The sequence below is a fragment of the Halorubrum sp. genome, from assembly GCF_046498025.1.
In the GTDB taxonomy this organism is placed as follows: Archaea; Halobacteriota; Halobacteria; order Halobacteriales; family Haloferacaceae; genus Halorubrum.
Window position 1 is genome coordinate 1 of sequence record NZ_JAWOBM010000062.1, and the last position, 25,224, is coordinate 25,224.

27 protein-coding genes and 1 pseudogene are annotated in these 25,224 nt (G+C 69.7%); 13 read left to right on the forward strand and 15 right to left on the reverse strand.

What is annotated here, in order from left to right:
* Together R6U01_RS11700 and R6U01_RS11705 are read left to right on the forward strand one after the other, a co-directional pair.
* A pseudogene (locus R6U01_RS11700) lies at positions 1 to 333 on the forward strand (homoserine O-acetyltransferase); the annotation flags it as partial.
* A gap of 102 nt (positions 334 to 435) precedes the next feature.
* On the forward strand, positions 436 to 2,088 hold the full coding sequence (locus tag R6U01_RS11705) for a long-chain fatty acid--CoA ligase (RefSeq protein WP_410286632.1): 1,653 nt from the start codon (positions 436 to 438) through the stop codon (positions 2,086 to 2,088).
* Between the two features lie 27 nt (positions 2,089 to 2,115).
* Here the strand turns inward: R6U01_RS11705 and R6U01_RS11710 are convergent, their stop codons facing one another.
* Positions 2,116 to 2,559: a DUF5807 family protein gene (locus R6U01_RS11710; protein WP_410286633.1), complete on the reverse strand. Its 444-nt coding sequence runs from the start codon at positions 2,557 to 2,559 to the stop codon at positions 2,116 to 2,118.
* A 331-nt stretch (positions 2,560 to 2,890) separates the two neighbouring features.
* Between R6U01_RS11710 and R6U01_RS11715 the strand changes: the two genes are divergently transcribed.
* From R6U01_RS11715 to R6U01_RS11725, 3 genes are all read left to right on the forward strand, one after another.
* Positions 2,891 to 5,410, forward strand: coding sequence for an ERCC4 domain-containing protein (locus R6U01_RS11715; RefSeq protein WP_410286634.1), 2,520 nt, complete (start codon positions 2,891 to 2,893; stop codon positions 5,408 to 5,410).
* A 97-nt stretch (positions 5,411 to 5,507) separates the two neighbouring features.
* Positions 5,508 to 5,720: an antitoxin VapB family protein gene (locus tag R6U01_RS11720; RefSeq protein WP_410286635.1), complete on the forward strand. Its 213-nt coding sequence runs from the start codon at positions 5,508 to 5,510 to the stop codon at positions 5,718 to 5,720.
* Positions 5,717 to 6,109, forward strand: coding sequence for a PIN domain-containing protein (locus R6U01_RS11725; protein ID WP_410286636.1), 393 nt, complete (start codon positions 5,717 to 5,719; stop codon positions 6,107 to 6,109). Before R6U01_RS11720 ends, R6U01_RS11725 begins: the two co-directional genes overlap by 4 nt.
* A 3-nt stretch (positions 6,110 to 6,112) precedes the next feature.
* Here the strand turns inward: R6U01_RS11725 and R6U01_RS11730 are convergent, their stop codons facing one another.
* A complete protein-coding gene (locus R6U01_RS11730; protein WP_410286637.1) occupies positions 6,113 to 7,216 on the reverse strand; it encodes a molybdopterin-dependent oxidoreductase in 1,104 nt (367 codons plus the stop codon).
* Between the two features lie 120 nt (positions 7,217 to 7,336).
* Here R6U01_RS11730 and R6U01_RS11735 point away from each other — a divergent pair, with 120 nt between their 5' ends.
* Positions 7,337 to 8,536, forward strand: coding sequence for an MFS transporter (locus R6U01_RS11735; RefSeq protein ID WP_410286638.1), 1,200 nt, complete (start codon positions 7,337 to 7,339; stop codon positions 8,534 to 8,536).
* Here the strand turns inward: R6U01_RS11735 and R6U01_RS11740 are convergent.
* Positions 8,531 to 9,358, reverse strand: coding sequence for an MBL fold metallo-hydrolase (locus R6U01_RS11740; RefSeq protein WP_410286639.1), 828 nt, complete (start codon positions 9,356 to 9,358; stop codon positions 8,531 to 8,533). The two genes, R6U01_RS11735 and R6U01_RS11740, sit on opposite strands and share 6 nt — an antisense overlap.
* A gap of 129 nt (positions 9,359 to 9,487) precedes the next feature.
* On the opposite strand from R6U01_RS11740, the gene R6U01_RS11745 reads away from it, so the two are divergent.
* Positions 9,488 to 10,510, forward strand: a complete 1,023-nt coding sequence (locus R6U01_RS11745) for a succinylglutamate desuccinylase/aspartoacylase family protein (protein ID WP_410286640.1) — start codon at positions 9,488 to 9,490, stop codon at positions 10,508 to 10,510.
* 55 nt (positions 10,511 to 10,565) lie between these two features.
* Here R6U01_RS11745 and R6U01_RS11750 read toward each other — a convergent pair whose 3' ends face one another.
* The 4 genes from R6U01_RS11750 to R6U01_RS11765 form a co-directional block, all read right to left on the reverse strand.
* A complete protein-coding gene (locus tag R6U01_RS11750; RefSeq protein ID WP_410286641.1) occupies positions 10,566 to 11,063 on the reverse strand; it encodes a Tfx family DNA-binding protein in 498 nt (165 codons plus the stop codon).
* Between the two features lie 125 nt (positions 11,064 to 11,188).
* A complete protein-coding gene (locus R6U01_RS11755; RefSeq protein ID WP_410286642.1) occupies positions 11,189 to 11,656 on the reverse strand; it encodes a TRAM domain-containing protein in 468 nt (155 codons plus the stop codon).
* Positions 11,657 to 11,771: 115 nt separating this feature from the next.
* Positions 11,772 to 12,119: a hypothetical protein gene (locus R6U01_RS11760; RefSeq protein ID WP_410286643.1), complete on the reverse strand. Its 348-nt coding sequence runs from the start codon at positions 12,117 to 12,119 to the stop codon at positions 11,772 to 11,774.
* 322 nt (positions 12,120 to 12,441) lie between these two features.
* The gene (locus R6U01_RS11765; protein ID WP_410286644.1) at positions 12,442 to 14,310 is read right to left on the reverse strand and encodes a biotin carboxylase N-terminal domain-containing protein; all 1,869 of its coding nucleotides are present in this window, start codon (positions 14,308 to 14,310) and stop codon (positions 12,442 to 12,444) included.
* A gap of 121 nt (positions 14,311 to 14,431) precedes the next feature.
* Here R6U01_RS11765 and R6U01_RS11770 point away from each other — a divergent pair, with 121 nt between their 5' ends.
* Positions 14,432 to 14,674, forward strand: a complete 243-nt coding sequence (locus R6U01_RS11770) for a hypothetical protein (protein WP_410286645.1) — start codon at positions 14,432 to 14,434, stop codon at positions 14,672 to 14,674.
* A gap of 148 nt (positions 14,675 to 14,822) precedes the next feature.
* Here R6U01_RS11770 and R6U01_RS11775 read toward each other — a convergent pair whose 3' ends face one another.
* Both R6U01_RS11775 and R6U01_RS11780 read right to left on the reverse strand, forming a co-directional pair.
* Complete coding sequence (locus R6U01_RS11775; protein WP_410286646.1) at positions 14,823 to 15,227, reverse strand: hypothetical protein; 405 nt, start codon at positions 15,225 to 15,227, stop codon at positions 14,823 to 14,825.
* Positions 15,227 to 16,771, reverse strand: a complete 1,545-nt coding sequence (locus tag R6U01_RS11780) for an acyl-CoA carboxylase subunit beta (RefSeq protein ID WP_410286647.1) — start codon at positions 16,769 to 16,771, stop codon at positions 15,227 to 15,229. Before R6U01_RS11780 ends, R6U01_RS11775 begins: the two co-directional genes overlap by 1 nt.
* Positions 16,772 to 17,094: 323 nt before the next feature.
* Here R6U01_RS11780 and R6U01_RS11785 point away from each other — a divergent pair, with 323 nt between their 5' ends.
* The 4 genes from R6U01_RS11785 to R6U01_RS11800 all read left to right on the forward strand — a co-directional run bounded on the left by R6U01_RS11785 (position 17,095) and on the right by R6U01_RS11800 (position 19,414).
* Entirely contained in the window at positions 17,095 to 17,733 is a 639-nt protein-coding gene (locus tag R6U01_RS11785) for a 50S ribosomal protein L1 (RefSeq protein ID WP_410286648.1), read from the forward strand.
* Positions 17,730 to 18,761: a 50S ribosomal protein L10 gene (locus R6U01_RS11790; RefSeq protein WP_410286649.1), complete on the forward strand. Its 1,032-nt coding sequence runs from the start codon at positions 17,730 to 17,732 to the stop codon at positions 18,759 to 18,761. The genes R6U01_RS11785 and R6U01_RS11790 overlap by 4 nt, the downstream gene beginning before the upstream one ends.
* A gap of 18 nt (positions 18,762 to 18,779) precedes the next feature.
* On the forward strand, positions 18,780 to 19,112 hold the full coding sequence (gene rpl12p, locus R6U01_RS11795) for a 50S ribosomal protein P1 (RefSeq protein WP_410286650.1): 333 nt from the start codon (positions 18,780 to 18,782) through the stop codon (positions 19,110 to 19,112).
* A 110-nt stretch (positions 19,113 to 19,222) separates the two neighbouring features.
* Positions 19,223 to 19,414: a hypothetical protein gene (locus R6U01_RS11800; RefSeq protein WP_410286678.1), complete on the forward strand. Its 192-nt coding sequence runs from the start codon at positions 19,223 to 19,225 to the stop codon at positions 19,412 to 19,414.
* A 72-nt stretch (positions 19,415 to 19,486) separates the two neighbouring features.
* On the opposite strand, the gene R6U01_RS11805 is transcribed toward R6U01_RS11800, so the two are convergent.
* Positions 19,487 to 20,215: an SWIM zinc finger domain-containing protein gene (locus R6U01_RS11805; protein WP_410286651.1), complete on the reverse strand. Its 729-nt coding sequence runs from the start codon at positions 20,213 to 20,215 to the stop codon at positions 19,487 to 19,489.
* A gap of 194 nt (positions 20,216 to 20,409) precedes the next feature.
* Between R6U01_RS11805 and R6U01_RS11810 the strand changes: the two genes are divergently transcribed.
* A complete protein-coding gene (locus R6U01_RS11810; protein WP_410286652.1) occupies positions 20,410 to 20,625 on the forward strand; it encodes a hypothetical protein in 216 nt (71 codons plus the stop codon).
* Positions 20,626 to 20,638: 13 nt separating this feature from the next.
* Here R6U01_RS11810 and R6U01_RS11815 read toward each other — a convergent pair whose 3' ends face one another.
* The 5 genes from R6U01_RS11815 to R6U01_RS11835 form a co-directional block, all read right to left on the reverse strand.
* On the reverse strand, positions 20,639 to 21,877 hold the full coding sequence (locus R6U01_RS11815) for a DNA primase (RefSeq protein ID WP_410286653.1): 1,239 nt from the start codon (positions 21,875 to 21,877) through the stop codon (positions 20,639 to 20,641).
* Between the two features lie 49 nt (positions 21,878 to 21,926).
* Positions 21,927 to 22,439, reverse strand: coding sequence for a DUF5518 domain-containing protein (locus tag R6U01_RS11820; RefSeq protein WP_410286654.1), 513 nt, complete (start codon positions 22,437 to 22,439; stop codon positions 21,927 to 21,929).
* A gap of 7 nt (positions 22,440 to 22,446) precedes the next feature.
* Entirely contained in the window at positions 22,447 to 23,124 is a 678-nt protein-coding gene (locus R6U01_RS11825; protein ID WP_410286655.1) for an HVO_2922 family protein, read from the reverse strand.
* A gap of 103 nt (positions 23,125 to 23,227) precedes the next feature.
* Positions 23,228 to 23,881 (reverse strand): protein sorting system archaetidylserine decarboxylase, encoded by a 654-nt coding sequence (locus tag R6U01_RS11830; RefSeq protein WP_410286656.1) that lies wholly within the window; start codon positions 23,879 to 23,881, stop codon positions 23,228 to 23,230.
* Between the two features lie 2 nt (positions 23,882 to 23,883).
* Positions 23,884 to 24,933: an AAA family ATPase gene (locus R6U01_RS11835; protein ID WP_410286657.1), complete on the reverse strand. Its 1,050-nt coding sequence runs from the start codon at positions 24,931 to 24,933 to the stop codon at positions 23,884 to 23,886.
* Positions 24,934 to 25,224 lie beyond the last annotated feature (291 nt).

Genomic DNA, 25,224 nt, shown 5'->3' on the forward strand with positions numbered 1-25,224 from the left:
CACGGCACCGACGCCGACGCCGTGGCGGCGTTCGAGGGCGAGGCGCTCCTGCTGAGCTTCACCGCCGACTGGCACTTCACCGTCGAGCAGTCCGCGTCGCTGGCGACCGCCTTCCGCGACCGCGACGTCCCCGTCGCCCACCACGTGATCGACTCCGACCACGGCCACGACGCGTTCCTCGTCGAGCCCGAACACGTCGGCCCGCCGCTCCGGGACTTCCTCGCGGCGGGGGTCGAGGGGCGGGCGGTCTCCGACGACGGCGGCGAGGAGGACGAGTCCGCGCGCCCCGAGTCGGACCACGCGCCGGTCCACGCGAGCCTGTTTCGAGGGTAGGGGACTCCTTTAATTATCCCTGAGTTGCGATCGGCGCGCCACCCGTTTCCCACGATCAATCATGCCAATGTTCATAGTTCTCGGCTCCGTGGTGTGTGAGGTATGCCCGGTGGACACTCACAGACGCTTCGACCGTTCCTGTGGCGCGCGGAACGACTGTATCCCGACACGGAGATCGTTTCTCGAACCCACGAGGGGCGGACGCGACACACGTACGCCGAGTACGCCGACCGGACGGCGCGACTCGCCAACGCGCTGGACGAGCACGGGATCGAGCGCGGCGACAGGGTAGCGACGTTCTGCTGGAACCACACCCGTCACTTCGAGACGTACTTCGGCGTCCCGAACACGGGCGCGCAGCTCCACACGATCAACCCCCTACTGCCGGACGAACACATCCGGTACATCGTCGACGACGCCGAAGACGAGATCGTCTTCGTCGACCCGTCGCTCGCGGGGAAGCTCGCCGCCGCGGCCGAGGGCGCCGAGGAGTTCGCCGACGTCGACTTCGTCGTGATGGGCTCCGCGGAGATCGACGAGCTCGACGCCGCGCCGTACGAGGAGTTCATCGCGGACCAGTCCACCGACTACGACTGGCCCGAACTCGACAGCGACCAGCCCGCCGGCCTCTGTTACACCTCCGGGACCACGGGGAAACCGAAGGGCGTCGAGTACACCCAGTCGATGCTGTGGAGCCACACGATGGCCTCGCAGACGCCGCAGGGGATCCCGATGGAGGACTCCGACGTGGTCATGCCCGTCGTTCCCATGTTTCACGTCAACGCGTGGGGGATGCCGTTCACCGCCACCGCGGCGGGCGCGAAACACGTCTATCCCGGACCGTCGCCGGACCCGGCCGACCTCGCGGCGCTGATCGAGGAGGAGGGCGTGACGATCTCCGCGGGCGTGCCGACGGTGTGGCTCGGCCTCCGCGAGCACATCGCCGAGGGGAACGAGGTCGACCTCTCGACGCTCGATACCGTGATCGTCGGCGGCGCGGCCGCCCCGCAGTCGCTGATCGAGTGGTACGACGACCGAGGGGTCGAGGTGCTCCACGCGTGGGGGATGACCGAGCTGTCGCCGATCGGCACCGTCTCCCATCTCACCGACGACCTCCGCGACGCCGACTACGAGACGCAGGTCGACAAGCGGTCGAAACAGGGGCTCGTCGTCCCCGGACTCGAGTTCGAGGTGATCGACGAGGACGGCGAAGAGATCCCGTGGGACGGCGAGGCGTTCGGCGAGCTCCGGATCCGCGGCCCGTGGGTCACGAAGGAGTACTTCGCCCGTCCCGACGCCAGCGAGGAGGACTTCGTCGACGGGTGGCTGAAGACCGGCGACGTGGTCACCGTCGACGAGGACGGGTACATCCAGCTCGTCGACCGCACGAAGGACGTGATCAAGTCGGGCGGGGAGTGGATCTCCAGCGTCGAGCTGGAGAACGCGATCATGGCGTACGACGGCGTGAGCGAGGCGACGGTCATCGGCGTCCCTCACGAGCGCTGGCAGGAACGCCCGGTCGCGTTCGTCGTCGCGGCCGACGGCGTCGACCGCGAGGCGCTCGTCGACGAGATCGAGGCCGGACTCCGCGAGGAGTACCCGAAGTGGTGGGTGCCGGACGCGGTGGAGTTCATCGACGAGGTGCCGAAGACCGCCACCGGGAAGTTCTCGAAGAAAGACCTTCGCGAGCAGTACGCCGACCAGTCGCTCGTCGAGGGGTCGGTGCCGGAAGGCGACGCGCCCGAGCAGGAGTAGGTCGCTAGCGGGCCGTTCGCGATCGGCTCACTCGCCGTCGCGGTCGCCGACGATCCACTTGTGTGAGTAGCTCTCGCCGCACGTGCAGTGGGCGTACGCGTGGACCACGTCGCCCTCTGCGTAGAGCCCGCCGACCTCCTCGTTCTGCGCCTCCGCGAACGCGAACACGAACCGGACGTCGTGGTCGTCGTCGGGCGTCTCCTCGGCGAACGGGCACTCTCCGTCGTCGAGGGCCCGGGCGATCGTCCCCTCGGCGCCCATCGCCGTCTTCGCGAACTCCATCGCGCCCATCCCCGTGCCGGCCTCGAACGCCGATCGGCCGGTCTCGCCGTCGAGGATCAGCCGGACGCCGCCGTCGGTCTCGGTGCCGACGTTCCGGAGTCGGGAGTCGTCGTCGAGGGACGCGTCGCTCACGTAGAAGACCACGTCGTCGAGCCGCTCGCCGGCGAGGAACTCGTCGAGTTTGCTCATGCCGGCCGGAGGCGCGTGAGCGGTAAAAGGGGTGCGAGTCGCGGGCGGTCGGACCGCCCCGCGGCGGCGTCCCCTCACCCACGTGGGCCCCGCGCTTCGATCGGTGTCGGATCGATGTTAAATCATGTAGAATCGGGGTAACTGTTAATACGTATCACTGAGATCCGTCCCCTGATGAGCGCGCAAACACCATCCGGAGACCGGCTCGTCGAGTGGGCGGAGCTGGTCGACGAAGACGTCCCCGAGGAGCTCCGAGAGGAGCGCTCCGTAGAGCGATAACTTTCACCCCGCTTCGCGAAGCCTTTAGGCCGAAGGAGGCGTAGGCCCGCCGATGGCGACCGAGGCCGCCGGCATCGACCGACCCCTGCTCGTCGACGACTTCCTCCAGCGGCGCCGCTACCAGCTCCAGCTCGCGGAGTCCGCGGCCGCCGACCACACGCTCGTCTGCCTCCCGACCGGGCTCGGCAAGACGACCGTCAGCCTGTTGGTCACCGCCGAGCGCCTCTACCAGGCCGGCGGGAAGGCCCTCTTTCTAGCCCCCACCAAACCCCTCGTCCAGCAGCACGCCGAGTTCTACCGCGAGGCGCTCTCGATCCCGGACGACGAGATCGTCGTCTTCACCGGCGACGTCAAGCCGGACGACCGCGCCGCGCTCTGGAACGACGCCCGGATCGTGATCGCGACCCCGCAGGTGGTCGAGAACGACCTGGTCGGCAATCGGATCTCGCTTCGCGACGTGACCCACTGCACCTTCGACGAGTGTCACCGCGCGACCGGCGACTACGCGTACGTCTACATCGCGGAGCGGTACCACGCCGACGCGGCCGACCCGCTCGTCACCGGCATGTCCGCCTCGCCGGGCGGCGACACGGAGGAGATCGAGACGGTCTGTGAGAACCTCGGGCTCGCGAACGTCGAGGTGATGACCGAGGAGGACGCGGACGTCGACGAGTACACCCACGACACCGACGTGCAGTGGGAGCGGGTCACGCTCCCGGACGAGGTCCTCGACATCCGCGACGCTCTCAACGAGGTGATAACCGACCGGCTGGAGAAGCTCAAGTCGCTGGGCGTGACCAACACGACGAACCCGGACCTCTCCCAGCGCGACCTCAACGAGATGCGTGGGAAGCTGAAGAAGATGATGGACAACGACCGGTCGGACGGGTACAAGGGGATGTCCACCCACGCCGAGGTGATGAAGCTCCGGCGCGCGACCGAGCTGGTCGAGACGCAGTCGGTCGAGTCCGTCCGGCGCTACTTCGAGCGCCAGCGCGAGGCCGCGCGCTCGTCGGGCGCCTCGAAGGCGAGCCAGCGGATGGTGGCCGACCCCAAGGTGAGAGAGGCGATGCGGAAGGCCGAGGCGTTCGACGGGCTCCACCCGAAGTTCTCGAAGGCCCGCATCCTGCTCGCGGAGACGCTCGGCATCAACGAGGGCGAACGCGCCATCCTCTTCACCGAGTCCCGCGACACCGCGGAGGCGCTCGTGGAGTTCCTCTCGACGAGCTTCGACGTCCGCAAGTTCGTCGGGCAGGGCGACAAGGAGGGCTCCGACGGGATGAGCCAGAAACAGCAGCAGCAGACGTTACAGGAGTTCAAGGACGGCGAGTTCGAGGTGCTCGTCTCCACGTCGGTCGCCGAGGAGGGGCTCGACGTCCCCGAGGTCGACCTCGTCTGCTTCTACGAGCCCGTTCCCACCGCGATCCGCTCGATCCAGCGCAAGGGCCGAACCGGCCGGCAGGCCGAGGGGAAGGTGGTCGTCCTGATGGCCGAGGACACCCGCGACGAGGCGTTCTTCTGGATCTCTCGCCGGCGCGAGAAGAAGATGACCGACCAGCTCGCCGAGCTGAAGGCCGCCACCGACGACATCGAGGAGACCGTCGGCGACGACGGACAGGCCGGGCTCGACGCGTTCGCCGGCGCCTCCGGGGACGACGACGGTGCGTCGGGACCGCCTTCGACGACCGACCCGGCCACGGACGGAGACTCGGACGCCGGATCGACAGAGGCGGAGGGCGACGGGACAGACACGGAGGCGGCGTCGACCGACGCGGAGGCCGAATCGACCGACGCAGACCGGAACGGCGACGCCGGGCTCACCGACTTCGCCGCGGAGGCGCGAGAGGGTGGAGATGAAGAGAACGACGAGGCTGAGGCGAGCGAGGGCGACGCCGGCGTCGTCGCGACCGCCGGCGTCGACGAGGGCGTCGAGGTCGTCGTCGACCAGCGGGAGCTCGACTCCTCCATCGCGAAGGACCTCTCGACGCGCGACGGGCTCGTCACCCGGCTGGAGACGCTCGCGGTCGGCGACTACGTGCTCTCGGACCGCGTCGCCGTCGAGCGCAAGTCCGCGGCCGACTTCGTCGACTCGATGCTCGACGCCGACCGGTCGATGTTCGAGCAGGTCGGCGAGCTCTCGCGGGCGTACGCTCGTCCCGTGATGATTGTCGAGGGAACGAACCTCTACGGCCAGCGCGACATCGATCCCAACGCGATCCGCGGCGCGCTCGCGTCGCTCGCGGTCGACTTCGACGTCAGCGTCCTCCGCACCGAGGGGGAGTCGGACACCACGGAACTGCTCGCGACGATCGCCAAACGAGAGCAGGAGACGCGCGACCGCGAGGTGAGCGTCCACGGCGAGAAGACGACGAAGACCCGCGCGGAACAGCAGGAGTACGTCGTCTCCTCCATCGCCGACATCGGCCCCGTCACGGCCCGGACCCTCCTCGAACACTTCGGTGCCGTGGAGGCCGTGATGACCGCGCCCGAAGACGACCTGCTGGAGGTCGAGGGCGTCGGTCCAGTGACCGCCGAGCGCATCCGCGAGGTCGTCGGCAGCGAGTACGAGTGACCGCGACGCGACGACGAGAACCGCTCGCGACGAAACGCGTCCTCGATGAGTCCGATCGGCGAAACGGTATTGTATACTGGATAGTATACGAGCCTACATGAGCAAGAGCATCCGTGTCGACGAGGACACGCACGCTGCGCTTGCGTCGCTGAAAGGAGAGGACGAGACCTTCGACGACCTGCTGACGCGGCTGCTCCGCGAGCGTCGCGAGGATATCCGATCCGGAGCCGGACTCTGGGCCGGGAGCGACGCGCCCGAGCGTGCCCGAGAGAAACGCCGGGAAATGAAACGCGGAGTCGACTCGCAGTGACGGTGTACGACAGCAGCGTTCTCATCGATTATCTCGCCGGACGAGATGCGGCCGTCGAGTACGTACACGATCACGCCGACGAGCCGGCGAACGCACCGCCGCTCTTGCTGTTCGAGGTGTACCAAGGCGAGGTGTTTCGGTCGGGGACAACGGATCTCGACGCGGTCGACGACGCTCTCGACTGGCTACGGACAGTCGACACGTCGGCGGTGGTCGCTCGCGAGGCGGCGGCGCTTCAGAACGCGCTCCGCGATCGAGGTGACCCGCTCGCGGCCCGTGACGCATTCATCGCGGGGACCGCCGTCACCCGAAACGAACGACTCGCCGTGTCCGACGCCGACTTCGATATTGATGGGCTGCGTGACGTTCTCGACCTCGACCTCGTTTGAGGACTACTCGAACCCGCTCACCAGCGTCACCACCCACTGGCCGAGGTCGTACTCCGCCCGGACCTCGACGCGGGTCACCCACTTCACCCACTGGAACCCCCGTCGATCGGGGGCGACGAGCCGTGCGGGCGCGCCGTGCCCGTGGCTCAGTCGCTCGCCGCCCACGCGGGTCGCGAGGAGGGCGTCTTCGGCCTCCTCGATTGGGAGACTCCAGCGGTACCCCGTAACCGACGTGAACCGGACGTAGGCGGGGTCGCGGTCCGCGTCGCCGGGGTCGACCCCGCCGGCCGCGTCGAGCAGGTCGCCGACGCGGATCCCGGCCCACTCCTGCACCGTGTACCAGCCGCTGGTGCAGTCGAGCAGCGCCTCGGTCCGATGGCCGGCGTCGAGCTCGTCGGCGCCGAGCTCGAACGGGTCGCTCACGAGCCCGTCGACGCGCAGCCGGTAGCCGTCGCGGTCGATCGGGTCGGGGTCGTCGGCGACCCACGAGGTGATCGGGAACGCCCCGTTCCCCTCGCCCTCGCGCGGCTGTGACCCGGTGAACCGTCGGTCCGCGCCGGCCGTGTCCAGGAGGTCGCTGACGCCCTGTTGGACCCGGTACGTCGCCGCGCCGGCGGTCAACAGGACGGTGTACCGAACCGCCGTCCGGCGGCGCTCGAAGTCGACCCGCCGCGGGAGCCTGAACCGGGTCGCGGCGTGCGCGGCCACGAGCGGGAGGAGGACCAGTCCGAATCCGACGTGGACCGAGAGCAGCGTCCAGTAGGAGACCCGCACGTCGAGCCCGAGGACCCAGACGATCCCGGTCGAGAGCGCGCCGAGGGCGGCGACGAGCGTCAACACCGACAGCGCGGTCGACCGTCGCCACCGGCCCAGGTCTGTTAGCCGATGCCGGACGCGCGCGAGCTTCCACGCGAGCAGGGCGATAATCGCGAGCCCGAGCGCGCGGTGGAGCCAGAACAGCGGCCACCCCTCCGGGACGCCGACGGTGAAGGAGACGAGCCCTGTGGCGACCTCCGCGGCCACGAACGCGAACAGCGACCAGTCCACTGCCCGCGGCGGCGGCTCCAGCCGGTCGAGCGCGTCACGGAGTCGGGCCCTCGCTCCCATCTCGACCGTGGTACGTGCTAGCGAGACAAAACGGTGCGGGCGCCCGCCGCGGCGGCAGACGCGTCGAGGCCTCGCTGGAATGTAAAAAGCCATTACCTCCGTCACACACCGCTCAGGGAGATGCGTGAACGCCAGCAGATGCTCGCCGTGACGGCGGTGGCTCTCTTTTTTTCGGTGCTCGTCTGGTTCAACTACTCGGCCGTTCTGCCGTCCGTGGTCGCCGAGTGGGGACTCTCGGGGACCGAGGCCGGGATCATCTTCGGGGCGTTTCAGGCGGGCTACCTGGCGGCGATCGTCCCCGCCGGCTGGCTGGCGGACCGATACTCACCGCGGTGGGTAATCGCGGTCGGCGCGGCGGGGGCCGGCGTCCCGAGTCTCCTGTTCGCCGGTATTGCGGACGGATTCCTCGTCGGGACGATCCTCCGATTTCTCTCGGGCCTGTTCATGGCCGGCGTGTACGTCCCGGGGATGCGGTTCGTCACGGACTGGTTCCCCGAATCGGCGCGCGGCCGCGCGCTCGGGCTCTACATCGGCGCCTTCTCGCTCGGCTCGGGGCTCTCGTTCGTGTTCTCCACGGCGATCGCCGATGCGATCAACTGGCGGATCGCGGTCGCGGTCACGAGCGTCGGCGCGCTGTTCGTGTCTCCGTTCCTGCTCGCTTTGACCCGCGATCATCCCGATCAGACGGGCGAGGGTGCCGGGGGCTTCGATCCCTCGGTGCTGTGGAACCGTGAGTACCTGTTGACGGTCAGCGTGTACGCCTGGCACAACTGGGAGCTGTTCGGTGCGCGAAACTGGCTCTTGGCGTTCCTCGTGGCGGCACCGGCGTTCGCAGCCACCGAGTCGGCGCTGCTTCCGGGATTCGTCGTCGGTTCGATGATCGCGCTCGGCAGCGTCGGGAACCTGACCGGCGGCTGGCTCAGCGACCGGATCGGACGCCCACGGACGATCGCGATCGGACTGGCCGCGAGCGCATCGTTGAGCCTCGTGTTCGGCCTACTCGGTGAACTTCCGATCGCCGCACTCGTCCCGATCGTCCTCGCGTACGGCGTCGTGATAACGATGGACAGCGCACCGACTTCGACGATGGTGACGGAGGTCGTCGACGACGCTCACGTCGGGACGGCCCTCTCCGTTCAGTCGCTGGTCGGGTTCACGACGACCGTGATCTCGCCCGTCGTCTTCGGACTCGTCCTCGACCGGGCGGGATACCCGCTCGCGTTCCCGACGCTCGCCGCCGGCGCGCTGCTCGGACTGCTGTCGATCGGCGCGCTCGCGGTCGTTCGGAGGCGGAAGATCGGTGCGACCGGGTCGCTATAGCTCGTACGCTTCGCCGTCGACCGCGAGCGGCTCCTCGAACGCCTCGTCGGGCGGGTAGTAGTGCGCGAGGTGGACGAGCCGCGTTCGGTCGGCGTCCAGCTCGTCGGCGAGCGCGAGCGCCCCCTCGCGGGTCATGTGCTTCGTGCCGAACGTGCGGGGGACTCCGTCGGGCCCCTCGTGTCGCCCGCCGATGGGGTGGTACTCGCAGAGCGACGCGGGGACGATGGCGTCGGCCAGCAGGAGGTCGGCGTCGGCGAGCGCCTCGCGGGAGCGCTCGGGGACGTCGTAGCTCGTGTCGCCCGTCAGCGAGAGCTTCGCGCCCGTCTCCGGGTCCTCGACCACGACGCCGTAACACAGCAGCGGCGGGTGGTCGACGGGGACGAAGCGGACCTCGAACCCGCACGTCTCGAACGGCTCGAACGGCGCGCGGGCGTGGACGCCGATCCGGTCCTCCAGGTAGTCGTACTTGTCGCGGATCGTCCCCGCGACGCTCTCGTCGGTGGCGGGGTCGGTCTCGTTCGGCGCGTGGACGGGCAGCCCGTCGACCAGCCGGTAGACGTTGCCGAGGCCGTCGAGGTGGTCGAAGTGGATGTGCGTCACGATGCCGGCGTCGGGCAGCGGGACGTCGTTGTCGAGGAACTGGCTCCGGAAGTCCGGGCTGAAGTCGACGAGGAGGGACTCGCCGGTGCGCTCGTTGGCGACGTGGACGGAGAACCGCGAGCGCGACACCCCGCGCTCGCGCGCCGCGCCGCAGGTGTCGCAGTCGCAGCCGACGGTGGGCGTTCCCGTCGTGTCGCCGGTGCCGAGGAGCGTGACCCGCATCTCGAATCCCCCTCGGCGACCCACCGACTTAGCGTCCGTGGTCGACCGGTCCGGTCGGAAGACGCGACGGGGAGTTCGGTCGAGCCGTTCGCCCCCGAACTATATGCCCCGCAGGACCGATCCTCAGGTATGCACGACGCCAGCGAACTCGTCCTCGCGCGGCTTCCCTCGGGCGTCCCGATCCGGACGACCGTTCACGTCTACGGCGAGGGGAGCCTCGTCGACGGCCCGAACGGGCCCGAGCTCGACGTACCGGCCGACGGCGGTCCCGTGATCTATTCGCAGGCCGCACAGCACGGCCGCGAGGTGAACGGCACCGCGGTCCTTCGGCGGCTCCACGAACGACTGACCGGCGGGGGCGAGGAGGCGGTCGACGCCGACCTCGCGGGGGCGCTCGTGACGGTCCCCGTCGCCGATCCGCTCACCTTCGACCACGTCTCGTACACCACGCCGGAGTCGCTCGACGCGACCCACTCGAACATGAACCGGTGTTGGCCCGGCGACGACGACGGGACGCTCCACGAGCGCATGGCGGCCCGGCTCTGGGCGTTCGCGAGCGCGGCGGACGCGATCGTCGACCTTCACACCGGATCGCCGGCGATGCTCACGCACACCGTCTACATGCGCGGGGACGAGAACTGTCGGTCGCTCGCGGAGGCGTTCGGGACCGACCTCCTGCTCGCGGAAGCGGCGGGCGACGACGCGGACGCGGAGTGGAGCGAGCGCGGCTTCGCCGGCAAGCTCCGCGTCGCCGCCACCCGAGAGGGGATCCCCACGATCACGCCGGAGCTCGCACACAGCCGCGAAATCGTCCCCGGAGCGGTCGAGGCCGGGGTACACGGGACGCTCGGCGTCCTCCGTCACGAGGGACTGCTGCCCGGCGAGCCCGAACCGTGGGACGGGACGGTCGCGCGGAACCACCTCGGCCGCGTGAACGCCGCCCAGTCGGGGCTGTTCACCCCGGAGCGGGACCTGACGGTCGGCGACGAGGTGGTCGAGGGAGAGCGGCTCGGCGTCGTTCACGACCCGACGGCGTTCGAGGCGCTCCAGACGGCGAGGGCCGACCGAGACGGGATCGTCTACTCGATCGCCCGCGAGTCGACGGTCACGGCGGGCTCGACGCTGGTCGGAGTCGCCGAGCGGCTGGAGTGACTCCGTCTCACGGGCCGGGACCGGCGCTGCTTGCACCGCCCGGGACCGATGCCGATCACGGTCGACGCACGCGTATCTGCCCGTTCGCGTCGACGGTGACGAACAGCCGGCTACGGACCTCACGGCCGTGAACCGCGTCGCCGGCGCGGTCGCCGATCGTCTTCATCAGGTCCGGCGCGGTCTGGTTCACCTTCACGCCCGCCTCGTCGCAGGCGTCGTACACCCGCTTCGGCGCGTCGTACAGGTCCGTCCCGGCCTCGATCTCCACGCGGACCGGCGCGGAAAGCGCCTCCGCGAACGCGACCGTCTCGCGGGCCCGCTCGACGTTGTCGCGGGCGCTGGCCTCGACGCTGGAGACGTTCGCGCGCGACGTGCCGAGCCGGGCGGCGATGTCGGACTGACGGAGCCCCCGCTCGCGGAGGGCGAGCACCTCCGCCTGTCGGTCGGTGAGGACGCTCTCGTCGGCGTCGAACCCGGCCCGTTCCAGCAGCTCGGCGGCGTCGACGTCCTCGGCGTCGTCGGCTGCACCGGACGGACCGTCGTCTGCGACCATACTCGTCGGGAGGGGACCCTCGCTCAAAAAACGGTGGTTTCGGCGCCCGGCATCGGGGCGGGTGCGAAGGCGACCGATCGGCGGCGTCCGGACTGTCCGTGGGGTGGGGCCACCCCGGGACGCGCTCACTTGCCCCAGAAGTTCTCGCGGCTGCCGAGTCGTTCGCGGTCGGGGCGGTCGCGGCGGCGGTCGCCCTCTTTTTCGTTATCCCCGTCCGTCTCCGTCTCATCGCCGTCCTCGTCGTCCGCCTCCGGATCGTCGGGGAGGCGCTCGACGACGTCTTGTGCGGTCGCGTGGCTCGACTTCACGCGGTGGATCCGGACCTCCGCGCGCGCCGGCGGGAGGAGCCCGTCGACGAGGACGATGAAGCCGTCGTCGGTGCGGCCCACGCCCGCGCCGCTCTCGTGGATGTCGTCGACCTCGACGACGACCTGCTCTCCGGGCTGGACCGGCTGCTGTTTCAGTTCGTAGATGGGCATGTCGTAGTGGTTGCACCACTCCGCGCCGCCCTTGTTGCCGTAGTGTTGACACCCCATCCCCTCGATTCGTTCGTCGAAACTGGGGCATTCGTCGGCGAGTGGACAGTCCGCCATACCGTAGGGGAGACCGGCCGCGGTTGTAAACGTTTTCGACTGGCCGGTCGAAAAATACGGCGTATCAGCGGTTTATCCGGCTGAACGGCGGCTCAAAAGGATCTCCGCACTCCGCTCAGAGGAACTCGCGGACCTCGGAGTACCACATGTCGTGGTGGTCGACCGCGTCCACGGCGTCGGCTACGTCGACCGCGATCGCGTGCCAGCAGCGCTCGCTCGGGTCCTCGGCGTCGAGGTTGTACGTCGCGTCCGCGCAGGTGCACTCTCCCTCCTCGACGACGTACTCGTCGTCGTGGCCGACGACGACGGTGAAATCGCGGTAGCGCTTCACCCGCCCCTCGCCGACCGCCTCGATCGCGCGCTTGCCGCGGTCGCCGTGATCGCCGACGATGGCGGCGACGATCGGACCGGTGAGCTCCCCGGCGTCCGCGATCGTCGCCCGCCAGTCGTCGACCGGCTCCATGGCACCCCGTTCTCGGGCGTTCGGTTAAACAGCGTCGGTCAGGACGGGGCCGCTTCGGCGCGGATCTCCGAGCAGCTCGGGCGACCGGTGGCGACCCCGGACGAGAGGCGAGAACCGTCAGGGCTGCGCGGGCGGGAGGGAGGGGCGTATCGCATCTCCCGGTAGCGATACGACACTTGAAAGACGTGAGCGACACCGACGGTTGTATATAAATAAGCGAGACGGCGGTGCAGCCGCTGGCGACTGGGACTTCGGAGCGGTTCACCGCGGAGTCGTCGCTCGCTTATAAACAACTACGTCCGGTGCGAGGGTCGACCGCTCCCTACTCCAGCACGACCAGCACGTCGCCCATGTCGACGCTGTCGCCCTCGCCGACGTGGACGCTCGCGACGGCGCCGCCGCGCTCGGCGACCACATCGTTCTCCATCTTCATCGCCTCGAGGACGCAGACGACGTCGCCGGCGGACACCTCGTCGCCCTCGCCGACGTCGACCGAGAGGATCGTCCCCTGCATCTCCGCCTCGATCGCCTCGCCGCCCTCGGCGACGTCGACGCCGCCGTCGTCCCCGTCGTCGCTCTTCGCCTGCGGCGGGCGCTTCTGGCGGCCGCCCGTTCCCCCGCTCGCGGGCGTCGGGATCGCGGGCACGCCGCGCTCCTCGACATCCACGCTGAATCGCTTGCCGTTCACCTCCACGGTGAACTCGCGTTCCGTCACCTCCTCGTCGTCGCCGCTCGCGACCGACTCGGTGCCCCACTTCTCTTGGGCCTCGACGACCAGGTCCCGGTCGAGCTCCTCGTCGAGGTACTTCGTGGTGTGGGTGCCCGCGACGAACCGCTCGTCGTCGAGCATGAGCCGGTGGAACGGAATGATGGTGACGACGCCCTCCAGGTCGTACTCCGCGAGCGCGCGCTTCGACCGGGCGAGACACTCCTCGCGGTCGGCGCCCCACACGATCAGCTTCGCGATCATCGAGTCGTAGTCGGTGACCAGGTCGTCGCCCTGTCGGAGCGCGTCGTCGACGCGCACGCCGATCCCGCCCGGCGGGTCGTACGTGTCGAGCCGGCCCTCGTTGGCGGGCTGGAACTTCTCCGCGGCGTTCTCGGCGTTGATCCGGAACTCGATCGCGTGGCCCTCGAGTTCCACGTCGCCCTGCGAGACGGACAGCCCCTCGCCGCTGGCGACGCGGAGCTGCTCTTTGACGATGTCGACCCCGGTCAGCTCCTCGGTGACGGTGTGCTCGACCTGGATGCGCGTGTTGACCTCGAGGAAGTAGAAGGGCGTGTCCGGGCCGAGCGGCTCCGAGGGATCGCGGTCGAGGTCCTCCTCGACGAGGAACTCGACGGTGCCGGCGTTGGTGTAGTCGGCGGCGGCGACGCCGCGACGGGCGGCCTCGCCGATCTTCTCGCGGAGCTCGTCGGAGAGCGCGGGGGAGGGCCCCTCCTCGATCACCTTCTGGTGGCGGCGCTGGAGCGAGCAGTCGCGCTCGCCGAGGTGGACGACGTCCGACTCGTCCGCGGGTCCCTCGCCGCCCCCGCCGGCGTCCGCGACGATCTGCACCTCGACGTGACGGGGGTTCTCGAGGTAGCGCTCGAGGTAGACGGAGTCGTTCGAGAAGTACGCCTCGCCCTCGCGCTTGGCCGATTCGAGGGCCTCTTCGGCCTCGTCGGCGCTCTCGACGACCTTCATCCCGCGGCCGCCGCCGCCCCCCTCCGCCTTGATCGCGACGGGGTAGCCGTACTCGTCGCCGAACTCGGTGACCGCCTCGACCTCGGTGACGGGCTCGGTCGTCCCCGGGACGATGGGGACGTCGGCGTCGTCCATCACCCGGCGGGCGTGGGTCTTCTCGCCGAGCCGCTCCATCGCGCCGCTGGAGGGGCCGACCCAGGTGATCCCGTCGGCGGCCTCGACGCGCGCGGCGAAGTCGGCGTTCTCGGCGAGGAAGCCGTAGCCCGGGTGGATCGCGTCGGCGCCGGCGGCCCGCGCGGCCTCGACGACCGCCTCGCCGTCGAGGTAGGAGTCGGCGGCGCGCGCGGGTCCGACGTTGTACGCCTCGTCCGCGTACCGGACGTGGCCCCCGTGTTTGTCCGCGTCGCTGTACACGGCCACGGTGTCGACACCCAGTTCCGCACAGGCGCGCATCACCCGAACCGCGATCTCCCCGCGGTTCGCGACGAGAACCTTGTCGAACATTCTTACATCACCGTTCCACCATAACCCACCTGATTCTATCGGTCTGTGACGCCGAACGGGTCCGCGACGCCCCTCCCCGCTCCCGAGACGATTAAGGGGATCCCGAACGCCACTTCCGCCCATGCTCTCGCCCGGAAACCCCTACGTGTTGCCGTTTACGCTGATCGCGGCGGGCGCGTACCTCGCCGCGACGCTGCTGACGGACGCCTCGATCCTCGTCCGAATCGGAATGCTCGTGCTCCTCGTCGGCGTCGTCCCCGTGGTTCTCAATCGGCTCCTCGGCGGCGGCTCGGCGGACGGGTGGCGCGACGAGTCGATCGAGAATCCCGGAGACGGCGACGCCGACGAGTCGCGCGAGGCGTGACGCGTCGGTTATAGATATTGGCCATAAATATATACTCAATCGGGGGCATTCTCCGACGCGCCCTGCGACGGGGTAGCGAGGCAGACTGCCCACCGGGGCTATCGGGGCCCGCTGGGGTCGACTGCCGGGGGAATGCGCGCGACCCGACTCAGAACCGGTCGGCGCGCCCGGCCGCGGTCCACGGATCGGTCGGCGCGCCGACGGGGACGCGGACCGACCGATTCTGCAGGCGATCGACTCGACCGGCGAACGACCAGCGCTCGCCCTCCCAGTCCGCGTCGTCGTCCGCCGCGGCCGCGGCGGCCGCCGCTGCCGCCTCGCCGTCGCGGATGTGCGCCGCGACCGCGGCGGCGATGGCGGCGGCCTCGGCGTCGTCGGCGTCGTCTGGGATCGTCAGGCCGTCGAGCACGGCGGCGACCGTCGGGCCGCGCGGCTCGCCCTCCTGTTCGGAGGCGCCGGCGTCCGGGTCGTCCGCGTCCGAGTCGTTCGCGTTCGCGTCCGGGTCGTCCGGGGTAGACGCGCCGTCGCTCTGCTCTGGCGAGTCAGTCGCCATCAGATCGGGATGTTGCCGTGTTTCTTTTCGGGCCGGTCCGAGCGCTTTCCCGCGAGCATCTGGAGGTCGTCGATCAGCCGCGCGCGGGTCTCGGCGGGCTCGATGACGTCGTCGACGAACCCGTGGTCGGCGGCGCTGTACGGGTTGGCGAACTCCTCGCGGTACTCGTCGATGAGCTCCTGCCTGCGGGCGGCCGGGTCGTCGGCGTCGGCCAGCTCCTCGCGGTAGAGGACGTTGACGGCGCCCTTCGGCCCCATCACCGCGATCTCGGCGGTGGGCCAGGCGTAGTTGACGTCGCCGCCGATGTGCTTCGAGGACATCACGCAGTAGGCGCCGCCGTACGCCTTCCGGGTGATCACGGTGAGGAGGGGGACGGTCGCCTCCGAGAAGGCGTACAGCAGCTTCGCGCCGTGGCGGATGATCCCGTTGTGCTCCTGGTCGGTGCCGGGCATGAACCCGGGCACGTCCTCGAAGGTGAGGATGGGGATATTGAAGGCGTCACAGAAGCGGACGAAGCGCGCCCCCTTCTGGCTCGACTCGATGTCGAGGGTGCCCGCGTTCACGCGGGGGTTGTTGGCGACGATCCCGATCGAGCGGCCGTCCAGCCGGCCGAACCCGACGACGATGTTCTTCGCGAAGTTCTCCTGCACTTCGAAGAAGGAGCCCTCGTCGACGACGCTGCCGATCACGTCTTTCATGTCGTAGGGCTTCCGCGGCGCGTCCGGAACGATGTTACCCAGCGCCTCGTCGGCGCGCTCGGGATCGTCCCACGGCTCGACGCGCGGCGGGTCCTCCACGTTGTTGGCGGGGAGATACGAGAGCAGTCGCGCGATGTCGTCGAGGGCGTCCTCCTCGCTCTCCGCGGCGAAGTGGGCGACGCCCGAGGTCGACGAGTGGGTGACGGCGCCGCCGAGCTCCTCGAAGCTCACCTCCTCGCCCGTCACCGTCTCGATGACGTCCGGGCCGGTGATGAACATGTGCGAGGTGTCTTTCACCATGAACGTGAAGTCCGTGATGGCGGGCGAGTACACCGCTCCGCCGGCGCACGGGCCCATGATCGCCGAGATCTGCGGGATCACGCCCGACGCCTCCGTGTTGCGTCGGAATATCTCGGCGAAGCCGCCGAGCGAAGCGACCCCCTCCTGAATCCGAGCGCCCGCGGAGTCGTTGAGGCCGACGACGGGCGCGCCCACGTCCATCGCCTTGTCCATCACCTTACACACCTTCTCGGCGAACACCTCGCCGAGCGAGCCGCCGAAGACGGTGAAGTCGTGCGCGAAGACGAACGTCTTCCGGCCGTTCACCTCGCCGTACCCGGTGACGACGCCGTCGCCCGGGATCTGCTGTTCCTCCATCCCGAACTTGTGGTTCCGGTGGCTGCGGAAGCGGTCGAACTCGTGAAACGTCCCGTCGTCGAGGAAGTACTCGACCCGCTCGCGCGCGGTCATCTTCCCCTTCTCGTGCTGGGACTCGATCCGGTCCTCGCCGCCTCCCAACGCCGCCCGTTCGCGGCGCTCCCGGAGGTCCTCGATACGGTCGTCCATCGTCACGCCGGACCACCCTGAGTCATTACCTCGTGGGTCGGTGAGCGGCGTCAAAAGGGTTCCCCTATCCGACGTTTTCGGCTTCGATGCACGTCGAACGCGGAGGCCGCTCGACCGTCGACCGTCCGGGTTCGGAGACCGCTCGACTGTCGACCGTTCGCCTCCGGGAGTCACTCGCGACCACCCGCACGAGCCCTGTCGGCGGTTCACACGGCGACGGACGGTTCGACGCTTTTAAACCTCCGATGGACCACTCTCCGGTGAGACAGGCTTCGCCTGTTTCACTGACCCGTAGGAGCGACCTGCGTACTACGGAGGTGAAAATGGCAGACACAATACAAGAGGCCGTAACCCTCGCACTCGACGATGCGCCCGAGCGGAACTTCCGCGAGACCGTGGACATCGCGATCAACCTGCGAGACCTCGACCTCAACGATCCGTCGAACCGCATCGACGAGTCCGTCGTGCTGCCGGCTGGAACGGGGCAGGAGACACAGATCGTCGTCTTCGCGGAGGGCGAAACCGCCGTCCGCGCTCAGGAAGTTGCTGATCAAGTACTTGACAGCGGCGACCTCGAGGACCTCGGAGACGACGACGACCGCGCAAAGGACCTGGCCGACGAGACCGACTTCTTCGTCGCAGAGGCCAACCTGATGCAGGACATCGGTCGGTACCTCGGTACCGTCCTCGGTCCGCGCGGGAAGATGCCTACCCCACTACAGCCGGACGACGACGTCGTCGAGACCGTCAACCGGATGAAGAACACGGTGCAGCTCCGGTCCCGCGACCGGCGCACGTTCCACACCCGCGTCGGCGCCGAAGACATGGGCGCCGAGGCGATCTCGGACAACATCGACGTCATCATCCGGCGACTCGAAGCGAACCTCGAGAAGGGCCCGCTCAACATCGACGGGATCTACGTGAAGACCACGATGGGTCCCGCCAGGGAGGTGCCCGTATGAGCTCGGTCCGCAAGACCGAGACGATCCCGCAGTGGAAGCAGGACGAAGTCGACGAGCTCGTCGAGTTCATCGACTCGTTCAACTCAGTCGGGATCGTCGGCGTCGGCGGCATTCCGAGCCGGCAGCTCCAGGCCATGCGCCGCGAGCTGCACGGCTCGGCCGACGTCCGCGTGAGCCGGAACACGCTCACCGTCCGCGCCCTCGAAGAGGTCGACGACGGCGTCGAGGAGCTGACCCAGTACGTCTCGGGTCAGGTCGCGCTCATCGGCACGAACGACAACCCGTTCGGCCTCTTCAAGCAGCTGGAAGCCTCGAAGACCCCCGCCCCGATCAACGCGGGCGAGGTCGCCCCCAACGACGTCGTCATCCCCGAGGGTGACACCGGCGTCGACCCGGGGCCGTTCGTCGGCGAGCTCCAGACGATCGGCGCGGCCGCGCGCATCCAGGACGGCTCGATCATGGTCACCGAGGACTCTACCGTCCTCGAGGAGGGCGAGGTCGTTGACGAGGACCTCGCGAACGTCCTGGTCGAACTCGGCATCGAGCCGAAGGAAGTCGGGCTCGACCTCAAGGGCGTCTACTCCGAGGGCGTCCTGTTCGAGCCGGACGAGCTCGCGATCGATGTCGACGAGTACACGGCGGACGTCCGGTCCGCCGCCGCCGCCGCGCGCAACCTCTCGATCAACGCCGAGTACCCGACGGCCGCCACGGTCGGCAGCCTTCTCGCGAAGGCGTCCGGCGAGGCGAAGTCGGTCGGGCTGTTCGCGGAGATCGAGAGCCCGGACGTCGTGCCCGACCTCATCGGGAAGGCCGACGGCCAGCTCCGCGCGCTCGCGGCCCTGATCGACGACGACGAGGCGCTTCCGGAGGAGCTGCAGGGGGTCGAGGCGGCCCCGGCTCCGGCGACGGACGACGCCGACGAGGAGGAACAGGCGGAGGAAGACGACGACGCGGACGACGCTGAGACGACCGACGATGACGCCGACGACGACGACGGCGGCGAGGGTCTCGGCGCGATGTTCGGCTAACACTACGAGGACACACCAATGGAATACGTTTACGCTGCGCTCATCCTGAACGAGACTGGCGAAGAGATCAACGAGGACAACATCACCGGCGTGCTGGAAGCCGCCGGCGTCGACGTCGAGGAATCCCGCGTCAAGGCGCTCGTCGCCGCGCTGGAGGACGTCGACATCGAGGAGGCCATCGACACGGCCGCTGCGGCGCCCGCCGCCGCCGCCGGTGGATCCGCGGCCGCCGCGGGCGAGGGCGACGAGGCCGAGGAAGCGGACGACGAAGAGGAAGAGGAAGCGGACGATGAAGAGGAAGAGGACGACGACGGGGACGGCGGCGAGGGCCTCGGCGAGCTCTTCGGCTGACCTCGGACGCTCACCGCTTCGACCGCGCCGATACTTTATCGACGTCGCTATCCGGAGTGATAACGCCGGGCGCGTCTTTTCATACCGATCGGCGGAACTGGCGGTGTCTCATAAAGATCGTCGACGGCGACATGGTCGAGTGCGATCGGTGCGAGTCGGTGTTCCCAATCGGGGACGTCTCGCTGCTTGAAAAGGAGACGAACCGCGACTACGAGCGGGCGCTGTGCGAGGCGTGTCTCGGTGCCGTCGGCGTCCCGAAGGGATACACGCTCCGGCGCGACATCAGTCACCTCGCGCGGTGAGTCGCGTTCGGGTTCGCCCGCCCCGACGCTGCCGGACGCGCCGTCCCGAACGAGCGAGTCGCCGCGACCGCTTCACCCCCGACGCGGGCGGACGAGCCGCGAGGCGGGGAAGGCGTACCGCCGGCAGTCAGACACGCTGCGTCCCGGGCGGACGGCGTCGACGTACACGGCCTCCACGACGGGCTCGTGGGCGCCGTACGCCGCGTTCGTGGCGTACTCGTCGACCCGCCGGTCCTCCTCGGTCCGGTAGGTGTCGGCCCGTTCTGTCGTGACCGCGACGACGACGACGCGCTCGTCGGTCTCGCGGTCGCGGACGACGTCCCCCGGCGCGAACTCGTGGCGCGCACAGAGGTGCGACCCGCCGGCGTCGAGCGGCACGAACGTCTCCGCCCCGCAGACCGCGCAGACGCCCACGCGCTCGTCCGGGGCGGGAACCGACCCCGCGGTCACCTCCATGGCCACGCGCCGGAGGTGCTTACACCGGAAGCCCCGGATCGCGTGGTCGGGACACGTGCAGGTACCGGCGTCGAGCGCGACGACGTAGGTGCCGCCGTCGGTCTCGACGACGTATCGCCGGTCGCGGAGCGGCCGCACCGTCATCTCCTCGGTGGCGGCGCGCGTCGACCGGTCGTCGGCGTCGTCGCTCTCGGTGCCGCCGTCGCTCTCGGTGCCGCCGTCGCTCTCGACCTCGTCGACCGCGTCCGGGACGCGTCGTTTCGGGGTTCGCTCCGCCGGCGGCGCGGCTCGGCCGGCGTCCGGTTCCGGGGCTGTTGACGCGGGTGAGTTTCGGGGATGCGTCATGGGTGAGCGCGAGGGAAGTCCTCGCGTGGGGTCGAAGTAGGCACCGTGAACAGTTAAATTCGCCGACGAAATGGCCTGCATCACCGATATTCCGGATTCGATCCCCGGAGACGTCGGACCGTGACCGCGGCGCCCGTCGAGATGCGGCCGCCCTCATCGAAGTCCTTTTTATGCGGCGACGGAAACTCGCGGGCATGGAAATCGACGCGGAGCTCCGTCGGCAGATCACGGTCTCGCTTCTGGCGGCCGCCGTCTTCGTCGCCGGGCTGGTCGGGATCGGGATCGCGTTCGGCGGATCGTCCGGGCTCCCGGAGTCCGGCGCGATCGCGCTCGTCGGGCTGTTGACCGGGTTCGTCCTGCTGATGGCGCTCGTCGGCGCGTACCTCATCCACGCGAACGACGACGAGTGACTCGGCGAGTCGACTACTCCGTCCCGCCCGAATCCGCGGCGTCGTCGGCCCCCGCGACCTCTCTTGTGCCCGCGTCCGCTCCGCGCTCGTCTCCCCCGTCCTCGCGGTCCCGCCAGTCGGTGATCTCGTCGGCGGCCGCGACCCGCTTCTCGTAGTACGCGAGGGGGTCGGCGGCCACCTGCATGTGGTCCGCCTCGTTGTGACAGATCCCGTAGTTCGCGAGCGTCTCGCAGGTCGGCGGCGGGTACTGCGTCCCGCGGTCGTCTTTCAAATACTCCGTCTGGTACCGGATGCCCTCCGCGTCGAGGCTCGTGTCGGCGCAGAACGCCACCACCTCGTCCGGCGTCATCCCGATCCCGACGAGGAACGCCATCAGGGCGAACGACTCCGGCGGCGTGAGGTCGGCGTCGCGCTCGGCCTTCTCGATCAGGTTCGTCATGCACGGCGGAAACAGCTCGGGGGCGACGACGTCAGCCGGGCCCGCGTAGCTCCGCTCGGAGAGGAGCCGCTTGAGGTCGGCGACGCCCTCCTCCAGCTCCGCCGCGACCCCCTCGCCGACCGCCAGCTCGAACGGGAGCCCCTCGCGCACCCGGTCCTCCACCGCGGCCTCCAGCGCGTCCAGCAGCTCCTCGCGGGAGACGCGCACCGCGCCGCCGGCCAGCGCGCGGTTGACGAGCCGCCACGACTCGCCCCACGACGGCGACGTGAGCCGGAGGTACGGCCCGACGTCGATCCAGTAGTGGGCGGGAGCGCGGCCGGGGGACCCGGTGTCGGGCGTCCCCGATCCGGAGTTTCCCGCTCCGGCCGCCGCCGATCCGGCTCCCGGCGATTCCGGGCGCACCGCGTCGCCGAGGCCGAACTCGGCGAGCACGTCGTCGAGGGCGACGGTCGGGACCGACACCGACCGCAGCTCGTCTTCGGTCGCGAGGTCCTCGCGGATCCGGTCGACCGCCGTCGCGGCCTCCGCGGCGGCGTACTTCTCGATGGCGGGCTCGGAGTCGAGCAGCGAGACGAGGATCCGCGCGATGGGATACGAGAGCAGCTCCGCCTGTACGTCGTACGCAGACTCGCCGGGGAACGCCCCGCTCTCGGACGCGACCGTCCCGTCCATCAGGGCGCGCTCGACGCGTTCGCGCCCGCGCTCGACGGCGGGCGCGTCGGCCGCGACGAGCTCCGGGAGCGACACCGCGGCGTCGGCGACGGCCTCGCGGGCGGCCGCGAAGAAGGGGTACTTTGCGTCGAGCGCGTCCATGTCCGACCCGAGGTAGCGACGGGCGTCGAATAAGCGGTGCGGTCCGCGGCTACAGTTCCCCGCGGAGGTAGTGACCGAGATACCCCCCGATCACGCCCGACCCGAGGGTGTAGACCGCGCCGAGGCCGACGACGAAGAGCGCGAAGAGCCCGAACTCCGCCGGCGCGCCGGCGACCCCCAGGAAAAAGAGGAGGAAGACGACGAACGCGAGGAACGGCAGGGTCATCACGGCGCCGGCGACGGTGCCCGTCTTGAGCCCGTCGGCCGACGTGCCGCCGCAGAGGTAGCCGGCGACCGCGCCGCCGAGGACGGTGGCGAACGGAACGAACGACAGCACCGAGCCGACGACCCCGCCCACCAGGCCGTAGACGAGGACATCGAACAGGTCCGCCGGCGAATCGTCTCCGGGGGCGAGGAACCCGTCAGAGTCGGCGTTCGGGTCGGCGGCGGCACCGTCGTCCGTATCGCGTCGGTTCCGCGCGTCGCCGGCGTCGTCGATCCGCGTGTCGCCGGCGTCGTCGATCCGCGTGTCGCCGCTGGAGGAGGAGTCGTCGGGGACCATCGCGCCGTCACTCCTCGTCGTCTTCGGCGGCCCCGTCGCCGTCGAGCTCGTCGACCGGGGCGCCCGGCGCGTTCGATTTCACGCTGTTGAGCCCCTGCTTCGCCTTCTGTTTCGAGGCGTACCCCTGCCCCCCGTCGGCGATGACGTTGCCGTTCTCGTGGCGGAGCCGCCAGCGGTACGCGTCGGCCTTGTCTCGAAACAGCTCGAAGACGGCCTCGCTCCCGCCCTCCGCCGGCGGCTCCTCGTCGCGACCGGCGTCGATCACGTGCGCGCCCGGCGCGTTCCGCTGGACGCTCTCGATCCCCGACCTCGCGTCCCGCTTGTCGACGTATCCCTCGCCGCCGTCGGCGATGATGTTCCCGTTGTCGTGGACGAGCCGCCAGCGCCACTGGTCGGCGCTGTCGGCGTACAGCTCGAACGTCGCCTTGCTCGCGGCGGCGTCGGCGTCGACCGCGCCCTCCGTCTCGTCGAACTCCACCTCCACCTCGAAGTGGACGGTCCCGTCCGCGCGCTCGAGTTCGATCTCGACCTGCGACTCGGCGGCGGGGTCGATCGTCACCGTTCCGGCGTCGTCGACCGGGATCGGTTCGCCGCGGCCGAGCGCCCGCGCGATGCGACGGAAGTACGTCGCCAGTGCCTGTCGACTCCGTGACTCCCTCGACTCGTGAATCGTCTCTTCGTCCATGCACGTCCCGTCTCGCAGGCACCACACAAAACGCTATGGCCGACGGCGTCGCCGTCGCCGGGAGCCGTTTATCTATAATAGTCGCCGTCGCCGAGGGCCACGTTCACTCCCGCTCGGCGTCGTCGTCCGCCCGTTCTGCGACGACCGTCTCGCCCGCGCGGACGGCGTCGCCCTCGCGCACGCGGAGGTCGTCCTCGTCGACGTCGGGCGGGAGGATCACGTCTGCGCGGGAGCCGAACGAGACGTGGCCGACGCGCTCGCCGCGGTCGACGGCGTCGCCGGGCTCCACCGCCGGGTGGATCCGTCGGGCGAACCAGCCGGCGATGATCAGCAGCTCGTACTCGCCGAAGTCGATCGCGACCTGCTCGTTGCGGTCGGACTCCTTGCTGAACGCGGGCCGGTTCGCGCCGGGCCGGTGTCGGACCTCGCGGACCTCGCCCGCGATCGGCGCGCGGTTCACGTGTACGTCGGTGACGTTCATGAACACGCCCACCCGCAGCCGACTCCCCTCCTCGCGCACGACCGACACGGTGCCGTCGGCGGGCGCGACGACGATCCCGTCGGCGTCCGGAGGCTCCCGGTCCGGATCGCGGTGGAACCAGAGGACGCCGAGGGCGGTCGCGAGCAGGGCCCCGCCGACCGGCGGGAGGAGCGGCAGCGCCGCGGCGCCGACGAGAGCGGGGACGAGCGCGAGGCGCCACGCCTCGTCGACGACGGGAAACGGAAGGACGCGCGCGAGCGGCGGATTCCGGGCCATCGTTACGCCTCCACCGGATCGCGGAGGGCGGGTCGGAGCTCGGTGCGGCCGGCCGCCCACGCCGCGAGCAGATGTGTGAGGTGGATCCGGTCGTCCAGGCCGTCGGTGAGGTCGAGGTCGGCCTCGCCGGCGAGCACATGGAGCCGCGCGAGGTCGTCGCCGCCGTACTCGGAGCCGGCGCGGGCGACTCGGAGGACCTCACGGAGGAGCTCCTCGCCGTCGTACCCGCCCTCGTCGAGGAGGTCGTCGAGCGTCGACCGCGCGTCCTTCAGGTCGCCGGCTCGGGCGTCGGCGAGCGCCTCGCGGATCGCGTCGTCGTCGCCCACCTCGCCGAGCGTCTCGTAGGCGGTCGACATGGTGATCACGCCGCTCTCGACCGCGGTCGCCTGCGCGGAGAGGATCGCCTCGCGGAGGTCGCCGCCGGCCGCGCTGGCGACGAACTCCAGGCCGTCGTCGTCGTAGTCGACGCCCTCGCGGTCACAGATCGTCTCCAGCACGTCGATCGTCTCGTCGGTCGTCGGGGCGCGCACCCGCACCGGGAAGCAGCGCGACCGGATCGGCGCGATGAGCTTCGACGGCTGTCGGGTGGCGATCACGAACTGGGTGGTGCGGTGGTGCTGTTCCATCACCCGTCGGAGCGCCTGCTGGAAGTCCTCGCGGATCGCCTCGGCGTTGTCGAGCAGGACCGTCTTGTACTCGCCCGACATCGGCGCGTACGACGCCGACTCCTTCAGCACGCGGTTGATCATGTCGCGTTTCGCCATCCGGCTCCGCCCCTGCAGGAACCCCTCGAAGCGGGGGTCGGTCCGGATCTCCTTTTTCGTCCGGCCGAAGAAGTCGGCGACGTTGATCTCGATCAGGTCGCTCTCGGGGTTCTCGTGGGCGGCCCGAGTCAGCGCCCGCGTCGCCGCCGTCTTTCCGACCCCCGGCGGCCCCTGCACGACGAGGTTCATCGGTTCGTCGACCGCGCGCTCCAGCCGCTCGCGGGCCTCGTCCTGTCGGATCTCGTCGAGCGCGGGAGCGTGCGCGTCGATCCACAGCGGTCCGTCCATGTCGTGTCCGTCCGGGACGAGCGCTCAAGAATCGGTCGGTCGGTGCGCCGAGCCGACGAGCTCGCTTCGACATCGAGAGCGGGAGCGGACCCCGGGTGCTCGACCGATCCGCCGTGGACACCCCTGCGGGACGTCCGCGAGCGGATCCGCTACGGCGCCCGAAGTATCGATTATGTACCACATCTCCCACCGCCGTTCGTCCGAGATCATGTTATATCCTTTTCCGTTATCTCAACGTATTCTCCGGCGGAGAGAGAGTCTGCGCTGCCGTGCTTCGTCGCCTGTTTTTTT